This is a genomic window from Pseudarthrobacter sp. NIBRBAC000502771, assembly GCF_006517215.1.
GTDB classification, from domain to species: Bacteria; Actinomycetota; Actinomycetes; order Actinomycetales; family Micrococcaceae; genus Arthrobacter; species Arthrobacter niigatensis.
Genome location: NZ_CP041187.1, coordinates 3782250 through 3796968, shown reverse-complemented (window position 1 = coordinate 3796968; position 14719 = coordinate 3782250). Strand labels below are relative to the sequence as shown.

Sequence of the window (14719 nt, the reverse complement as noted above, 5' to 3'; positions counted from 1 at the left end):
ATGGTCAGCACGCCCACCCGGCAACAGGGTGCCACGCCGAAGGGCGGCAAACCGCGGCCCGGCTCAACCGCCGTCCGGCAGCCCGCCGCTGCCGGTGCACAGCTGCGCACCTTGTACCGCCGGTTCTGGTCTACGCTGGAGGGCACCGGCAAGTCCCGGAACGGGTCCACCTATTACCTCATTCTTGGCGCCACCCTGGCCCTGACGGCCATTGGCATCATGATGGTCCTTTCAGCCTCAAGCGTTGAATCCATCGCCGCCGGGAAGTCCCCCTATGGCGACGCCCTCAAACAGGGCGTCTTCGCCGCAATCGGCATCTTCACCATGTTCGTGCTCTCACGCATCAATGTCGTCTGGCTGAAGCGCCTCGCATGGCCCGCCGTCGGGGCAGCCGTGCTGCTCCTGGGCCTGGTCCAGGTGGTGGGTACCGAGATCAACGGCAACCGGAACTGGATCGATCTTGGCGGCATCACGTTCCAGCCTTCAGAGGCGGCCAAACTTGCCCTGGCCCTGTGGCTGGCGACGGTGCTGGCGAGGAAAGGCAAGCTGTTGAGCCGGTGGCAGCACGTGCTGGTACCCGCCATACCCATGGCGGCCATCGTCATTGTCCTGATCCTGGTGGGCAACGACCTCGGCACGGCCATGATCATCATGATGATCATGGCCGCCGCGCTGTTCTTCGCCGGCGTTCCGCTCTACCTCTTCGGCATTGCAGGCATCATCGCGGCCGCCGGCACTGCCGTCATGGCCGTCACCAGTTCCAACCGCATGTGCCGCATCACTTCCTGGTGGACCGGGCAGTCCTGTGCCGACGGCATTGACGCGAACTACCAGGCAACCAACGGCATGTACGGCCTTGCCTCCGGCGGCTGGCTGGGGGTGGGCCTGGGGCAGAGCCGGCAAAAGTACAGCTGGATCCCCGAAGCCCACAACGACTTCATCTTCGCCATCATCGGCGAGGAACTCGGCCTGGTGGGAACCGTCGTCGTCCTGGTCCTCTTCGCCATCCTTGGCGCCGCGATCTACCGTGTGGTGGTGGCACAGGAAGACATGTTCCACCGCGTCCTTGCCGGCACCATTATGGTCTGGCTGTTGGGACAGGCCACAGTGAACATGTCAGTGGTCACCGGCCTGATGCCAGTCATCGGCGTTCCGCTGCCGTTTATTTCCTATGGCGGCTCGGCACTGCTGATGTCACTGTGTGCCGTAGGCGTGGTCCTGTCCCTGGCCCGCGAGCAAATGGCGCCTGCCATGCGGCCCAAACGGATGCTGAAGTTCAGGCCCAAGCCGGGGCGGGACAACAAACAGCCCAAGAATTCCAGAAAGCGTGCCTAACCCCCTATGACTCCGACACACCCTTCCATTGTCCTGGCAGGTGGCGGCACGGCCGGCCATATCAGCCCGCTCCTCGCCATCGCCGCGGCCCTGCGCAGCGAAGCCCCGGATGCCTCGATCCTGGCGGTTGGAACGCCATCGGGAATGGAAACCCGGCTGGTCCCCGCCGCCGGGGTCCAGTTGGCCACGATCGACCGCGTGCCGTTTCCCCGCCGGCCCTCCGCCGACCTGCTCCGCCTGCCGGGGCGGCTCGCCGGGGCAGTCGGGCAGGCCGGTGCCATCCTTGACCGGGCGCAGGCCGACGTACTGGTTGGCGTCGGCGGCTATGTCTGCACCCCCTTGTACCTGGCGGCACGGAAACGCCGCATTCCCATCGTGATCCATGAAGCCAACGCCCGCCCCGGGCTGGCAAACCGCGTGGGCTCCTTCTTGAACGGCCGGGTTGCCGTGGCTTTCGAGGGCACACCGCTCCGCAACGCCGTGCACGTGGGCATGCCGATGCGCAAGGAAATTTCCGGCCTGGACCGGAAAGCGGCAAGGGCAGCGGCCCGCGGGGCCCTTGGGCTCGATCCCCAGCAGCCCACCCTGATCGTGACGGGCGGATCGTCAGGAGCACAGAGCATCAACCGGGCTGTTGCCGCTTCCGTCGGGCTCCTCGCGGACGCCGGCATCCAGACCCTCCACGTCACCGGCCGCGGAAAGACCGTCCTTGACCCCTCCGGCCAACCCCTGGCCGCCAAGGGCTACCGGCAGGTGGAGTACATCGACGGCATGGAACACGCCTACGCCGCGGCCGACCTCCTGCTGGCCCGGTCCGGGGCTGCCACGGTATGCGAAGTTGCCGCGGTGGGCGTCCCGGCAGTCCTGGTGCCACTTCCCATTGGAAACGGGGAACAGGCACTGAACGCGGCGGGCCTGGTGGCCGCAGGCGGCGCGGTGCTGGTGGCCGACCGGGACTTCACGCCGGAATGGGTCGCCCGGGAACTGGTCCCGCTCGTCACCGACAAAGCCCGGCTCGCCGCCATGGAAGCGAAGTCCTACCGGCTCGGTATCCGAAACGCCGACCAGCGCATGGCTGGTCTTGTCCTGGAAGTGGTATCTGCATGAACGCCCACACCACCCCCCAACTGGCCTCCCTCGGCAGGGTGCACTTCATCGGTATCGGGGGAGTAGGAATGTCCGCCGTGGCCCGCATCATGGTGGCACGAGGCGTACCGGTCAGCGGCTCCGACGCAAAGGACCTCCCCGTAATGGCGGACCTGGCCGCGGGCGGTGCGCGCATCGCCGTCGGATATGACGCCGGCAACCTGGGCGATGCGGAGACTGTTGTGGCGGGGTCGGCCATCCGGGACGACAATCCGGAACTGGCGGCGGCGCGGCAGTCAGGGCTGCCGGTACTGCACCGTTCCCAGGCCCTGGCGGCCACCATGGGTGATGACACCGTGGTCACGATAGCCGGAACCCACGGCAAGTCGACCACCACCTCCATGGTCACAGTCCTGCTGCAGGCGGCGGGACTGGACCCGTCGTTCGCGGTGGGCGCCACGATCCCCGCGCTGGGCGTCAATGCCGCGCACGGCACGTCCGGCATCTTCGTGGCCGAGGCTGACGAATCCGACGGGTCCTTCCTGAATTACCGGCCCCGCATCGCCGTCGTGACCAATGTGGAGCCCGACCATCTTGACTACTACGGCACGGCTGAGGCCGTGTACGAGTCGTTCGACCGCTTTACTGCCCTGCTGCCGGCCGACGGCCTCCTGGTGGCCTGCGCGGACGACGCGGGGGCGCTGGCCCTGGCGGAGCGGACCAGGGCGAGGAGCAACACGCGGGTCCTGCTGTACGGCACCAACGCGGCTGCGGACATACGCCTGCACGACGACGGTCCCGGCCAGGTTGCGGTGGAGGCACACGGCGCCCGGTACGGGCTGTCACTGCAGGTTCCCGGACGCCACAACGCGCTGAACGCCGCGGCAGCGTTTGCCGTGGCCCTGGAACTTGGCGTGGAGCCTGCGGCAGCCGCCGCCGGCCTGGCACACTTCGCCGGCGCCTCACGCAGGTTCGAACTGAAGGGATCAGCGCGAGGCGTCAGGGTCTTCGATGACTACGCGCACCATCCCACGGAGGTCCGGGCGGCCCTCACCGCTGCCCGTTCGGTAGCGGGCGGCCACCGGGTCCACGTCCTGTTCCAGCCGCACCTGTTCTCCCGTACCCGGGAGTTTGCGGAGCAGTTCGCGGAGGCCCTCAACCTTGCCGATACCGCACTGGTCCTGGACATCTACCCCGCCAGGGAGGACCCCATTCCGGGCGTCACCAGCCAGCTCATCGCAGACCACCTCGCCGGAGGAGGGCGGCTCACTGCGGCGTCCGACGCCGTCGGGACCCTGGCCGAAGCCGCGGCGGACGGCGATGTGGTGCTCACCGTCGGCGCGGGTGACGTCACAGCCTACGGCCCGCTGATCGTGGAGGCGCTGCGTGCCTAGCTCCCGCCGGCCCACCTACGCCCCGCCCAAGCGGAGTGTCCGCCCCGACGCGCCGGCCGCGGACAACACGGAAACAGCGGCGCGGGCCGCCACATCCCCAAAGGGCACCTCCGGTTCTGACGTTATTACGGCATCCCGCAGCATCCCGGAGCCGTCGGCGCCCAAGCAGGCGAAGGTGGAAAAGCCCTCCGGCGCAACGGTCCTGGCCTTTCCCGAGCCCAAAGGGCGGCGCCGCAGGAAGAAAGTCCTGCTCGCCGCTGGAACAGTGCTGGCGCTGGTGGCGGGACTGCTGGCCGCCGCCATTTACTCACCGGTCCTGGCCCTGCAGACCATTGCGGTCACGGGGACGCACTTCGTGGCGCCTGCCCAAGTGCAGGCGGCGCTGGAACCCCTGCGCGGCAAGCCGCTGCCCCAGATCAGCGACGACGACGTGCGGGGCCTCCTCGGGTCCCTGGTCCAGGTCAAATCCATATCAGTCGAGGCGCGGCCGCCATCCACCCTCGCCGTTGCCGTGCATGAGCGGGTGCCGGTGGCCTTGGTCAAGCAGGGGGAGCAGTACCAGCTGGTTGACGTCGACGGCGTCCAGCTGGCAACCACGGACGATCCGGCGTCGGCGTCGCTTCCGGTGATCGACGGCGGTGCCGGCGCGATCGGCCAGGACCTGTTCCGCGCCACCGCGGCAGTGCTAGGTGCGCTTCCGGCCGACATCCTGGCCAAGCTGTCCAATGCGTCGGCGCAGTCCGTGGATGCCGTGGAGCTCAAGCTGGTTGATGGCCAGACGATCGTGTGGGGCAACGCCTCGGAGAAGGAACTTAAGGCCAAGGTCCTGGCCGCCCTCCTCAAGGCTCCGGTGGACCCCAAGAACCCGGTCAGGGTCTACGATGTCAGTGTGCCCCGGCACCCCGTGACGCGCTGAGCGCTTTCTTTCCCGGTATTAATCCGACACGCGGACCCGGTTATTGAATGTCGGAACCAGAGGAAATACCGTCACAGACAAGAGTTACTTGACATAACTATAACCTTCAACTCGAAGGTTAAGGTTTCAGCCTTTAAGCTCTCCATCAGTTTTCGCAATAAGACACGAACAAGGGACACGTAACGTGGCAGCTCCGCAGAATTACTTGGCCGTCATCAAAGTCGTCGGCATCGGCGGCGGTGGCGTGAACGCAGTCAACCGCATGATCGAGGTCGGCCTCAGGGGTGTTGAATTCATCGCCATCAACACCGACGCCCAGGCCCTGCTCATGAGCGACGCCGACGTGAAGCTCGACGTCGGACGCGAGCTGACCCGTGGCCTCGGTGCCGGTGCCAACCCCGAGGTGGGCAAGCAGGCCGCCGAGGACCACGCGGACGAGATCGAGGAAGTCCTCCGCGGCGCCGACATGGTCTTCGTTACCGCCGGCGAGGGCGGCGGCACGGGTACCGGCGGCGCACCCGTCGTAGCCCGCATCGCCCGCTCGCTGGGCGCCCTGACCATTGGCGTGGTCACCCGTCCGTTCACCTTCGAAGGCCGCCGCCGCGCCGGTTCGGCCGAGGCAGGCATCGATGCGCTGCGCGACGAAGTGGACACGCTGATCGTGATCCCCAACGACCGCCTGCTGTCCATCAGCGACCGCAACGTGTCCGTCCTTGACGCGTTCCGCTCCGCCGACCAGGTCCTGCTCTCCGGTGTCCAGGGCATCACCGACCTCATCACCACCCCGGGCCTGATCAACCTTGACTTCGCTGACGTCAAGTCGGTCATGCAGGGTGCAGGCTCGGCCCTCATGGGCATTGGCTCCGCGCGCGGCGAAGACCGCGCCGTGAAGGCCGCGGAACTCGCCATCGCCTCACCGCTGCTCGAAGCGTCCATCGATGGCGCCCATGGCGTGCTGCTGTCCATCCAGGGCGGTTCGGACCTTGGCCTGTTCGAAATCAACGAGGCCGCCCGCCTGGTGCAGGAAGTGGCCCACCCCGAGGCGAACATCATCTTCGGTGCCGTCATTGACGACGCCCTGGGTGATGAAGCACGCGTCACTGTGATCGCTGCAGGCTTCGACGACGTCAAGGCCACCTCACCCTCCATGGACCAGTCCCAGCCGCAGGCCGCGCCCCAGCGGCCCGCTGCCCCTGCTGCTGCTCCCGCCTCGGCCCACTCGAACAACGGGAACCACCAGCAGAACGTGCAGCCGATCCACGCTGGTGTTGGCGCCGCGGGACTGAGCAACTGGGGGCAGCAGCGTCCGCAGGCCGTTCCCGCTGACTCCGGCTTCGACGTGGACCTGCCCTCCGTGGTGGAGCCGGACCTGACCGGAACCCACCCGGATGACCTGGATGTTCCCGACTTCCTGAAGTAGGCAGCGGATTGTTCCATTGGCGCGCCGACATCCTTCCCGGGGTGTCGGCCGCATTCACCGACACGCGAGCGGGCAACCTTGCCCTGCACGTGGGGGATGATCCCGCCGCGGTCCGGGAGCGCCGGTCGCGGCTGGAAGAGTCCATTGCCGCGGCGCCCGGCTCGCTGCGCTTCATGAACCAGGTCCACGGCAATACCGTGGCCATCATGGACGCCGGGTCACCTGCGCCCGAAGCCGACGCCATGGTGTCCCGCGGCTTGCCCCTGGCTGTCATGGTGGCGGACTGCATTCCGGTGCTGCTGGCGGGGGAGTCCGGGAACGGACCCGTCCTTGCCGCCGTGCATGCCGGCCGCCCCGGGATCGCCAACGGCGTCCTGCCGGCCGCCGTGGACAGCATGAAGTCCCTGGGCGCCGCCCGTATCCGGGCCTGGCTGGGTCCGTCGATCTGTGGGTCCTGCTACGAAGTCCCCGACGCCCTGCGCGCTGAGGTGTCAGCCCTGGTTCCGGCAACCCGGAGCACCACCGCCTGGGGCACGCCGGCGCTGGACCTGCCCGCCGGTGCCCGGGCGCAGCTGGAGGCTGCGGGGGTTCAGGTGGAATATGCGGGCGGCTGCACCCTGGAAACGGACTCGCTGTACTCCTACCGCCGGGACCGGAACACGGGCCGCTTCGCCGGATTGGTCTGGTGCCATGGTTGAGCGGCCGGACGACGGGCCGGAACACGATCCCCGCAGCGCAGAACTCGCCGACAGGCTCGCCGTGGTGCGGAAGCGGATCGCCGCAGCGGCCGGCGAAGCGGGCCGCAGTGGCAACCTCCCCTCGCTGATCGTGGTCACCAAGTTCCACCCCGCAGCTGACATCCGGCGCCTGGCCGCCCTCGGTGTCACGGATGTGGGCGAGAACCGGGACCAGGAGGCTGCCGCCAAGGCGCTGGAGCTCGCCGACCTAAAGCTGGCGTGGCACTTTGTGGGCCAGCTGCAGACAAAGAAGGCCAGGTCCGTGGCGCGCTACGCGGCCGCCGTCCATTCGGTGGACCGGCCGCAGCTGGTGGACGCCCTGGCGAAGGCCGTGCGGAACGAGATGGATTCCAGTGGGCGTGCCCAGCTGGAGTGCTTCATCCAGGTCAGCCTTGAGGACGACGACGGCGGCACGCACCGCGGCGGGGCAGCACCCGCCGACGTGCCACTCCTGGCAGAGCGGATTGCCGGTGCCGATGGCCTCAAGCTGGCAGGCGTCATGGCAGTGGCTCCGCTGGGCGCCCCGCCCGGGCCGGCGTTCGAAAAACTGGCAGCCGTTTCCGCCCTGCTGGTGGCGGCGCACCCCGGTGCCGTTGCCATCTCAGCCGGTATGAGCCAGGACCTGGAGGCTGCCATCAAGTTCGGGGCGACACACCTGCGAATCGGTTCCGATATTCTCGGTTCCCGTCCTGCCGTGGGGTAGCGTCGGTCCTATTGGAAGTGATGGGCGGGGGACTCCAGTGCTGTCAAATCATTGGGCGGCCCGCTTACGGGACACGATTAGGAGTCGACCATGGCCGGCGCTCTGCGCAAGACAATGATCTATCTTGGGCTCGCCGACGGCGATGAGCATTACGAGCCCGAGCAACAGACCACACGTAAGGATGAGGACGAACCGATGGAAGTCGACCGCGAAGAACGCCGTGCCCCGGCGCCGGTCCGCGAAGTCAGCCGCGAGGCGTCCTACGCCCCTGAAGAGGAATACCGCGCCCCTGTGACCCCCATAAAGCGTGCGGCCTCAAGCCGTGAAGAGAACACCGGCCTGCGCCAGATCACCACCATCCACCCCCGCTCCTACAACGATGCCAAGCTCATCGGCGAGAGCTTCCGGGATGGTATTCCGGTGATCATGAACGTCACGGACATGGGTGAGGCCGACGCCAAGCGCCTGGTGGACTTCTCGGCAGGACTCGTCTTCGGCCTGCGCGGAAGCATCGAACGGGTCACCAACAAGGTGTTCCTGCTCTCACCGTCCTACGTCGAAGTGATTGGTGACGACAAGAAGGCCAGCGACACGCAGGCCAGCTTCTTCAACCAAAGCTAAGCACCACAGGCTGTTCACAGATGCCAGGCAGGGACACCTGTCTGGCATCTGTGCTGAAATAGACAAGACAACAGCAGTACGACAGCGTCCGCCGCCAGGGCCGGGCCGCATGAATATGGAGATATGAAATAAGTCATGGGAATTGTTTTCGGACTTCTCTATCTCGCCCTGCTGCTGTTCTTCGTGGCCCTCATCATCCGCCTGGTGTTCGACTGGGTACAGATGTTCGCAAGGGAATGGCGGCCCCGGGGCGCTGCGCTGGTGGCAGCGCACGCCGTCTACTCCATCACGGACCCTCCACTGAAGGGCCTGCGGCGGCTGATCCCGCCGCTCCGGCTTGGCGGAGTCTCCCTGGACCTGGGCTTCCTGATCCTGTTCATCGGCGTCAGTATCGCCATGAACGTCACCAGGGGACTGGCCTGATTTTTCCGCCAGGCCCAGCAATGCAGCCTGTTCCCTCCCGGAACGGCTACTGTAAAGCGAAGAAACTCCCGTTTGACACCGCAGTGTTGAATTAGAGTAAGCAGACCAAATTTAGGTACCTTAGTTTTGACGGCCGGAAGGCCTACTGACTAACCAGACCAGTGAGGTGACCAGATGGCTTTGACGCCAGAAGACGTTGTCAACAAGCGCTTTCAGCCCACCAAGTTCCGTGAGGGCTATGACCAGGACGAAGTTGACGACTTCCTGGACGAAATCGTCGTCGAACTCCGCCGCCTGAACCAGGAAAACGACGAGCTCCGCAAGAAGCTCGCCGAAGCAGGTTCCAGCGTTCCGGCAAGCTCTGCCGCCGCTCCCGTGGTGGAGAAGGTCCCCGCGCCGGCCAAGTCCGACAAGGACGAAGCCCGCGAGAAGGCAGAGGCAGAGGCCAAGGCATCCGAAGCCAGCAAGAAGAAGGACGTCCAGCCGGCCGCCCCGGCTGCAGCTGCACCGGCCGCGCCCGCCGCTGTTGCCACGCCTTCTGCTGAATCCGCCGCCGGCCTGCTGGCCATGGCACAGCAGATGCATGACCGCCACGTCGCCGACGGCCAGGCCCAGAAGGACAAGATCATCGCCGAAGCGCAGATCGAAGCCAGCAGCCTCGTCAACGACGCGCAGGAAAAGTCCCGCAAGATCCTCGGTGCCCTGGAACAGCAGCGCTCCGTCCTGGAACGCAAGGTGGAGCAGCTCCGCGGCTTCGAACGCGATTACCGTTCACGCCTCAAGGCCTACATCGAAGGCCAGCTCCGCGACCTGGATGCCCGCGGCTCCGTCGCGACCCCGGAAGTCAGCGAAGCCAACTAAGGCTGGCAGCACGTATTCTGAAAGCCGGTGGCTGAGGATTCCTCGGCCACCGGCTTTTGGCATTCACACCCAAGTTCCACGAATTGAAAGCACCATGACTGACGAACTTGCCGCCGATGCGGCACGCCCTGTCCCACCTTCGCCGCGCCCCCGCCGGGCGGTGCTGCTGTCCCTCTTCGCGGGGTTCGCGGTCTTCGCCTACGTCCTGGACCAGCTGACCAAACTCTGGGTCACTTCCACCATGGTGGAAGGGGAGCGGATCCCGGTCCTGCCCCCACTGCTGCACTGGTACTTCATCCGGAACTCCGGGGCTGCCTTCTCCATCGGCGAGAACGTCACCTGGGTGTTTTCGATCATCATGGCCGGTGTCGCCATCGCCATCCTGTTCCAGGTCCGCCGGCTGGGCTCCGCCTGGTGGTCCCTGGCCCTGGGCCTGCTGCTGGGCGGGGCGCTGGGGAACCTTACCGACCGGCTCTTCCGTGAACCGTCCTTCGGCATGGGACACGTGGTGGACTTCATCCAGCTCCCCAATTTCGCGATCTTCAACATTGCCGACTCCGCCGTCGTGTCCGCCGTCGCCATCATCTGCATCCTGACCATCCGCGGGATCGCCCTGGACGGAACGCGGCTGGGGAGCGCACACAAGGACACGGCCGGCCATGACTGACCACGTGGTTATCCCCGAAGAGTACGGCGGGGCACGTGCTGATGCCGGCCTGGCCGGGATCCTGGGCGTCTCGCGGTCCGTCGCCGCCTCCCTGCTTGCCGACGGCCACGTGCTCAACCGGGGCAAGGCCCTGGGCAAGTCGGCAAAACTCGTCACCGGGGACACCCTGGAGGTCACCGTCCCGGAACGGCGGGACCCGCTTGAAGTCGTGGAGGAAGCCGTGGAAGGCCTGAATATCCTGCTCGATGACGACGATTTCGTCGTCGTCGACAAACCCGTGGGCGTGGCGGCCCATCCCTCACCGGGCTGGGTGGGGCCGACTGTGGTGGGCGGCCTTGCCGCCGCCGGGTACCGCATCTCCACCTCGGGTGCCCCGGAGCGTGCCGGAATCGTCCACCGGCTCGACGTCGGCACCTCCGGGGTGATGGTGGTGGCCAAATCCGAGCGCGCCTACACAGCCCTCAAGCGCGCCTTCAAGGAGCGCACCGTGGACAAGGTTTACCACGCCGTGGTGCAGGGCCTGCCTGATCCCTTGACCGGAACCATCGACGCCCCGATCGGCCGCCACCCCGGGCACGACTGGCGTTTCGCCGTCATCGAGGACGGGCGCCCCTCCGTGACCCATTACGAAGTCCTGGAGGCGTTCGGCAAGGCCAGCCTGGTGGAGGTCCACCTCGAAACGGGCCGCACGCACCAGATCCGTGTCCATTTCTCCGCGCTCCGGCACCCCTGCGCCGGTGACCTGACCTACGGCGCCGATCCCCGCCTGGCCGCCACCCTGGGATTGACCCGGCAGTGGCTGCACGCCCGTCAACTTGCCTTCGACCACCCTGTGACGGGGGAGCGGGTTACGGTCAGCAGCGAGTACCCGCAGGACCTGGCCTACGCATTGGAAGTGCTGGAGTCCGGCCAGGCCTGACACGGCCGGCCTGGCCGGACCGCCCGGGGGCAGCGCTTAGAATAGTGCGGTGAGTTCCAGCAATGATTCGTTTGTCCACCTGCACACCCACACCGAATATTCCATGCTGGATGGAGCTGCCCGCCTGGGGGAGCTGTTCGATGAAACCGAGCGCCTGGGAATGCCGGCCCTCGCCACCACCGACCACGGCTACCTGTTCGGCGCGTTCGATTTCTGGCGCAAGGCCACGGACAAGGGCATCAAGCCGATCATCGGCGTCGAAGCGTATGTAACGCCCGGGACTGCCCGGACGGACAAGGAACGCGTGCGCTGGGGCGATGAGTCCCAGCGCAAGGACGACGTCTCCGGCGGCGGTTCCTACACGCACATGACGCTCCTGAGCTACAACAACGTGGGCATGCGGAACCTCTTCCGGGCCTCGTCCATCGCCTCCCTCGACTCGGTCTTCGGCAAGTGGCCCAGGCTGGACCGGGAGCTGCTCAACACGTATTCAGAGGGGCTCATCGCCACCACGGGCTGCCCTTCCGGCGAGGTTCAGACCCGGCTCCGTCTCGGCCAGTACCGCGAAGCACTGGAGGCCGCGGCCGAGTTCCGCGACATCTTCGGCGCTGAGAACTACTTCTGCGAACTGATGGACCACGGGCTGGACATCGAACGGCGGGTCACCGGCGACCTGCTGCGGCTCGCCAAGGACCTGAACCTGCCCCTGGTGGCCACCAACGACCTGCACTACACCCACGAGCACGACGCCAAGGCGCACGAGGCCCTGCTGGCCATCCAGTCCGGCTCCACTTTGCTGGAACCCACCTATGACAACGGCGGCTCGAGGTTCGCGTTCTCCGGCAGCGGCTACTACCTCAAGTCCCCGCAGGAAATGCGCGAGCTCTTCCGCGACCACCCCGACGCCTGCGACAACACCCTGCTGATCGCCGAACGCTGCGAGGTGTCCTTCAACACGGATGCCAACTTCATGCCCCGGTTCCCCTGCCCGCCCGGCGAGGACGAAACCTCCTGGCTGGTCGAGGAAGTGGACAAGGGCCTGCAGTACCGCTACCCGGGCGGTATCCCGGACGAGGTCCGCAAGCAGGCTGATTACGAGCTCGGCGTCATCACGTCCATGGGGTTCCCCGGCTACTTCCTGGTGGTCGCCGACTTCATCAACTGGGCCAAGAACAACGGCATCCGCGTTGGCCCCGGCCGTGGCTCGGGTGCAGGCTCCATGGTGGCCTACGCCATGCGCATCACCGACCTCGACCCCCTGCGCCACGGCCTGATCTTCGAACGCTTCCTCAACCCGGACCGCGTCTCCATGCCCGACTTCGACGTCGACTTCGATGACCGGCGACGCTCGGAAGTCATCGACTACGTCACCCGCAAATACGGTGACGAACGCGTGGCGATGATCGTCACCTACGGCACCATCAAGACCAAGCAGGCCCTCAAGGACTCCTCTCGCGTCCTGGGCTACCCGTTCAGCATGGGCGAGACGCTGACCAAGGCGCTGCCTCCCGCAGTCATGGCCAAGGACATCCCCCTCGCGGACATCCAGAACCCGGACGCCAAGCGCTACAGCGAGGCCGGCGACTTCCGGCAGCTGATCGCCACCGACCCCGAGGCTGCCAAGGTCTTCGAGACGGCCCTCGGCATCGAGGGCCTGAAGCGGCAGTGGGGCGTGCACGCCGCCGGCGTGATCATGTCCTCGGACCCCATCATCGATGTCATCCCCATCATGCGCCGCTTCCAGGACGGCCAGGTGATCACCCAGTTCGATTACCCCACGTCCGAGGGCCTGGGCCTGATCAAGATGGACTTCCTGGGCCTGCGGAACCTGACGATCATTTCCGACGCCCTCGAGAACATCAAGATGAACCGCGGCATCGACCTGGACCTGGAAAACCTGGAGCTCGACGACGCACCGTCCTACGAGCTCCTGGCCCGCGGCGACACCCTGGGGGTGTTCCAACTCGACGGCGGACCCATGCGGTCCCTGCTCAAGCTCATGAAGCCTGACAACTTCGAAGACATCTCCGCCGTGCTGGCGCTCTACCGGCCGGGCCCCATGGGCGCCAACGCGCACACCGACTATGCGCTGCGCAAGAACGGGATCCAGGAAGTCATTCCCATCCACCCGGAGCTGGAGGAACCGCTCAAGGAGATCCTGGGCGGAACGTACGGCCTGATCGTGTACCAGGAGCAGGTGATGGCCGTAGCCCAGAAGCTGGCCGGCTACTCGCTGGGCCAGGCAGATATCCTCCGGCGCGCCATGGGCAAGAAGAAGAAGTCGGAGCTGGACAAGCAGTTTGCCGGCTTCTCGCAGGGCATGCAGGACAACGGCTACTCCATGGAAGCGGTCAAGACCCTCTGGGACATCCTCCTGCCCTTCTCCGACTACGCCTTCAACAAGGCACACTCGGCAGCGTATGGAGTCATCTCCTACTGGACCGCGTATTTGAAGGCGCACTACGCACCCGAGTACATGGCAGCGCTGCTGACGTCGGTCGGTGACGACAAGGACAAGTCCGCCATCTACCTGAACGAGTGCCGCCGCATGGGCATCACGGTGCTTCCCCCGGATGTCAACGAGTCCGCCCTGAACTTCACCCCTGTGGGCAATGACATCCGCTTCGGCATGGGCGCCATCCGCAACGTCGGTGCCAATGCCGTCGAGGCCATGGTCACGGCACGCGAGAGCGAAGGCGCCTACACGTCCTTCAAGGACTACCTGATGAAGGTGCCGGCGGTGGTCTGCAACAAGAGGACCATCGAATCCCTGATCAAGTCCGGGGCGTTCGACTCCCTGGGCCACCACCGGCGCGCGCTTGCAATGATCCACGAAGAGGCCATCGACTCCGTCATCACCTTGAAACGGAACGAGGCGATCGGCCAGTTCGACCTCTTTGCCGGCTTCGAGGAGGCCGAGTCGGAGGCGTCCCTCAGCATCGAGATTCCGGACCTGCCTGAGTGGGAGAAGAAGGACAAGCTCTCCTTCGAACGCGACATGCTGGGCCTGTACGTCTCCGACCACCCGCTGCAGGGGCTCGAAGGCCTCCTGGCCCAGCACGCCGAGATGAGCATCACCACGATCCTGGGCGAGGACGGCCCGCAGGACGGGGCCATCATCACCATCGCGGGCATGATCACCTCCCTGAGCCGCCGCATCGCGAAAGCCAGCGGCAACGCCTACGCCCGTGCGGAAATTGAGGACCTGGGCGGTTCGATTGAAGTCATGTTCTTCGGCCAGGTCTACGGACCCATCGCCTCCGTGCTTGCCGAGGACCTGATCGTGGTGGTCAAAGGCAGGCTCCAGAAGCGCGACGACGGCGCCATCACCCTGAACTGCATGGAGCTTTCCGTTCCGGACCTCAGCGAAGGGCTGCACGGGCCCCTGGTGATCACCATGCCCACGCACAAGGCCACCGAGGCCGTGGTCACGGAGCTTGGGGACGTGCTGCGCACCCATCGGGGCAACTCGGAGGTCCGGCTGCACCTGCAAGGTGACACCCGGACCGAGATCATGGGCCTCCCCGTCCACCTTCGGGTGAACCCCAGCCCGTCGCTGTTCGGTGACCTCAAGGTCCTGCTGGGCCCGGCCTGCCTGGACGCCTGACAAACAGGCGGCCGACGCCGGGAATCACCT

General features: G+C 66.2%; 13 protein-coding genes. All 13 read left to right on the top strand.

What is annotated here, in order from left to right:
• The 13 genes from ftsW to dnaE all read left to right on the top strand — a co-directional run bounded on the left by ftsW (position 1) and on the right by dnaE (position 14689).
• On the top strand, positions 1 to 1335 hold the full coding sequence (ftsW, locus tag NIBR502771_RS17685; RefSeq protein WP_141160851.1) for a putative lipid II flippase FtsW: 1335 nt from the start codon (positions 1 to 3) through the stop codon (positions 1333 to 1335).
• A 6-nt stretch (positions 1336 to 1341) separates the two neighbouring features.
• Positions 1342 to 2442 carry an undecaprenyldiphospho-muramoylpentapeptide beta-N-acetylglucosaminyltransferase gene (gene murG / locus NIBR502771_RS17680; protein WP_141160850.1) on the top strand — a complete coding sequence of 367 codons (1101 nt, stop codon included), beginning with the start codon at positions 1342 to 1344 and terminating at the stop codon, positions 2440 to 2442.
• Positions 2439 to 3815 carry a UDP-N-acetylmuramate--L-alanine ligase gene (murC, locus tag NIBR502771_RS17675; RefSeq protein WP_141160849.1) on the top strand — a complete coding sequence of 459 codons (1377 nt, stop codon included), beginning with the start codon at positions 2439 to 2441 and terminating at the stop codon, positions 3813 to 3815. Before murG ends, murC begins: the two co-directional genes overlap by 4 nt.
• Complete coding sequence (locus NIBR502771_RS17670; protein WP_141160848.1) at positions 3808 to 4731, top strand: cell division protein FtsQ/DivIB; 924 nt, start codon at positions 3808 to 3810, stop codon at positions 4729 to 4731. The genes murC and NIBR502771_RS17670 overlap by 8 nt, the downstream gene beginning before the upstream one ends.
• A 184-nt stretch (positions 4732 to 4915) precedes the next feature.
• Positions 4916 to 6151, top strand: a complete 1236-nt coding sequence (gene ftsZ, locus NIBR502771_RS17665; RefSeq protein ID WP_141160847.1) for a cell division protein FtsZ — start codon at positions 4916 to 4918, stop codon at positions 6149 to 6151.
• Positions 6152 to 6159: 8 nt separating this feature from the next.
• Entirely contained in the window at positions 6160 to 6849 is a 690-nt protein-coding gene (locus NIBR502771_RS17660; RefSeq protein WP_141160846.1) for a polyphenol oxidase family protein, read from the top strand.
• A complete protein-coding gene (locus NIBR502771_RS17655; RefSeq protein WP_141160845.1) occupies positions 6842 to 7591 on the top strand; it encodes a YggS family pyridoxal phosphate-dependent enzyme in 750 nt (249 codons plus the stop codon). Before NIBR502771_RS17660 ends, NIBR502771_RS17655 begins: the two co-directional genes overlap by 8 nt.
• Positions 7592 to 7681: 90 nt before the next feature.
• Positions 7682 to 8212, top strand: a complete 531-nt coding sequence (locus tag NIBR502771_RS17650; protein ID WP_141160844.1) for a cell division protein SepF — start codon at positions 7682 to 7684, stop codon at positions 8210 to 8212.
• A gap of 135 nt (positions 8213 to 8347) precedes the next feature.
• Positions 8348 to 8635, top strand: coding sequence for a YggT family protein (locus NIBR502771_RS17645; protein ID WP_141160843.1), 288 nt, complete (start codon positions 8348 to 8350; stop codon positions 8633 to 8635).
• A 174-nt stretch (positions 8636 to 8809) separates the two neighbouring features.
• Positions 8810 to 9496: a DivIVA domain-containing protein gene (locus NIBR502771_RS17640; RefSeq protein ID WP_141160842.1), complete on the top strand. Its 687-nt coding sequence runs from the start codon at positions 8810 to 8812 to the stop codon at positions 9494 to 9496.
• Between the two features lie 94 nt (positions 9497 to 9590).
• Positions 9591 to 10163: a signal peptidase II gene (lspA, locus tag NIBR502771_RS17635; protein WP_141160841.1), complete on the top strand. Its 573-nt coding sequence runs from the start codon at positions 9591 to 9593 to the stop codon at positions 10161 to 10163.
• Positions 10156 to 11082, top strand: coding sequence for an RluA family pseudouridine synthase (locus NIBR502771_RS17630; RefSeq protein ID WP_141160840.1), 927 nt, complete (start codon positions 10156 to 10158; stop codon positions 11080 to 11082). Before lspA ends, NIBR502771_RS17630 begins: the two co-directional genes overlap by 8 nt.
• A gap of 49 nt (positions 11083 to 11131) precedes the next feature.
• On the top strand, positions 11132 to 14689 hold the full coding sequence (dnaE, locus tag NIBR502771_RS17625; protein WP_141160839.1) for a DNA polymerase III subunit alpha: 3558 nt from the start codon (positions 11132 to 11134) through the stop codon (positions 14687 to 14689).
• Positions 14690 to 14719: the final 30 nt, after the last annotated feature.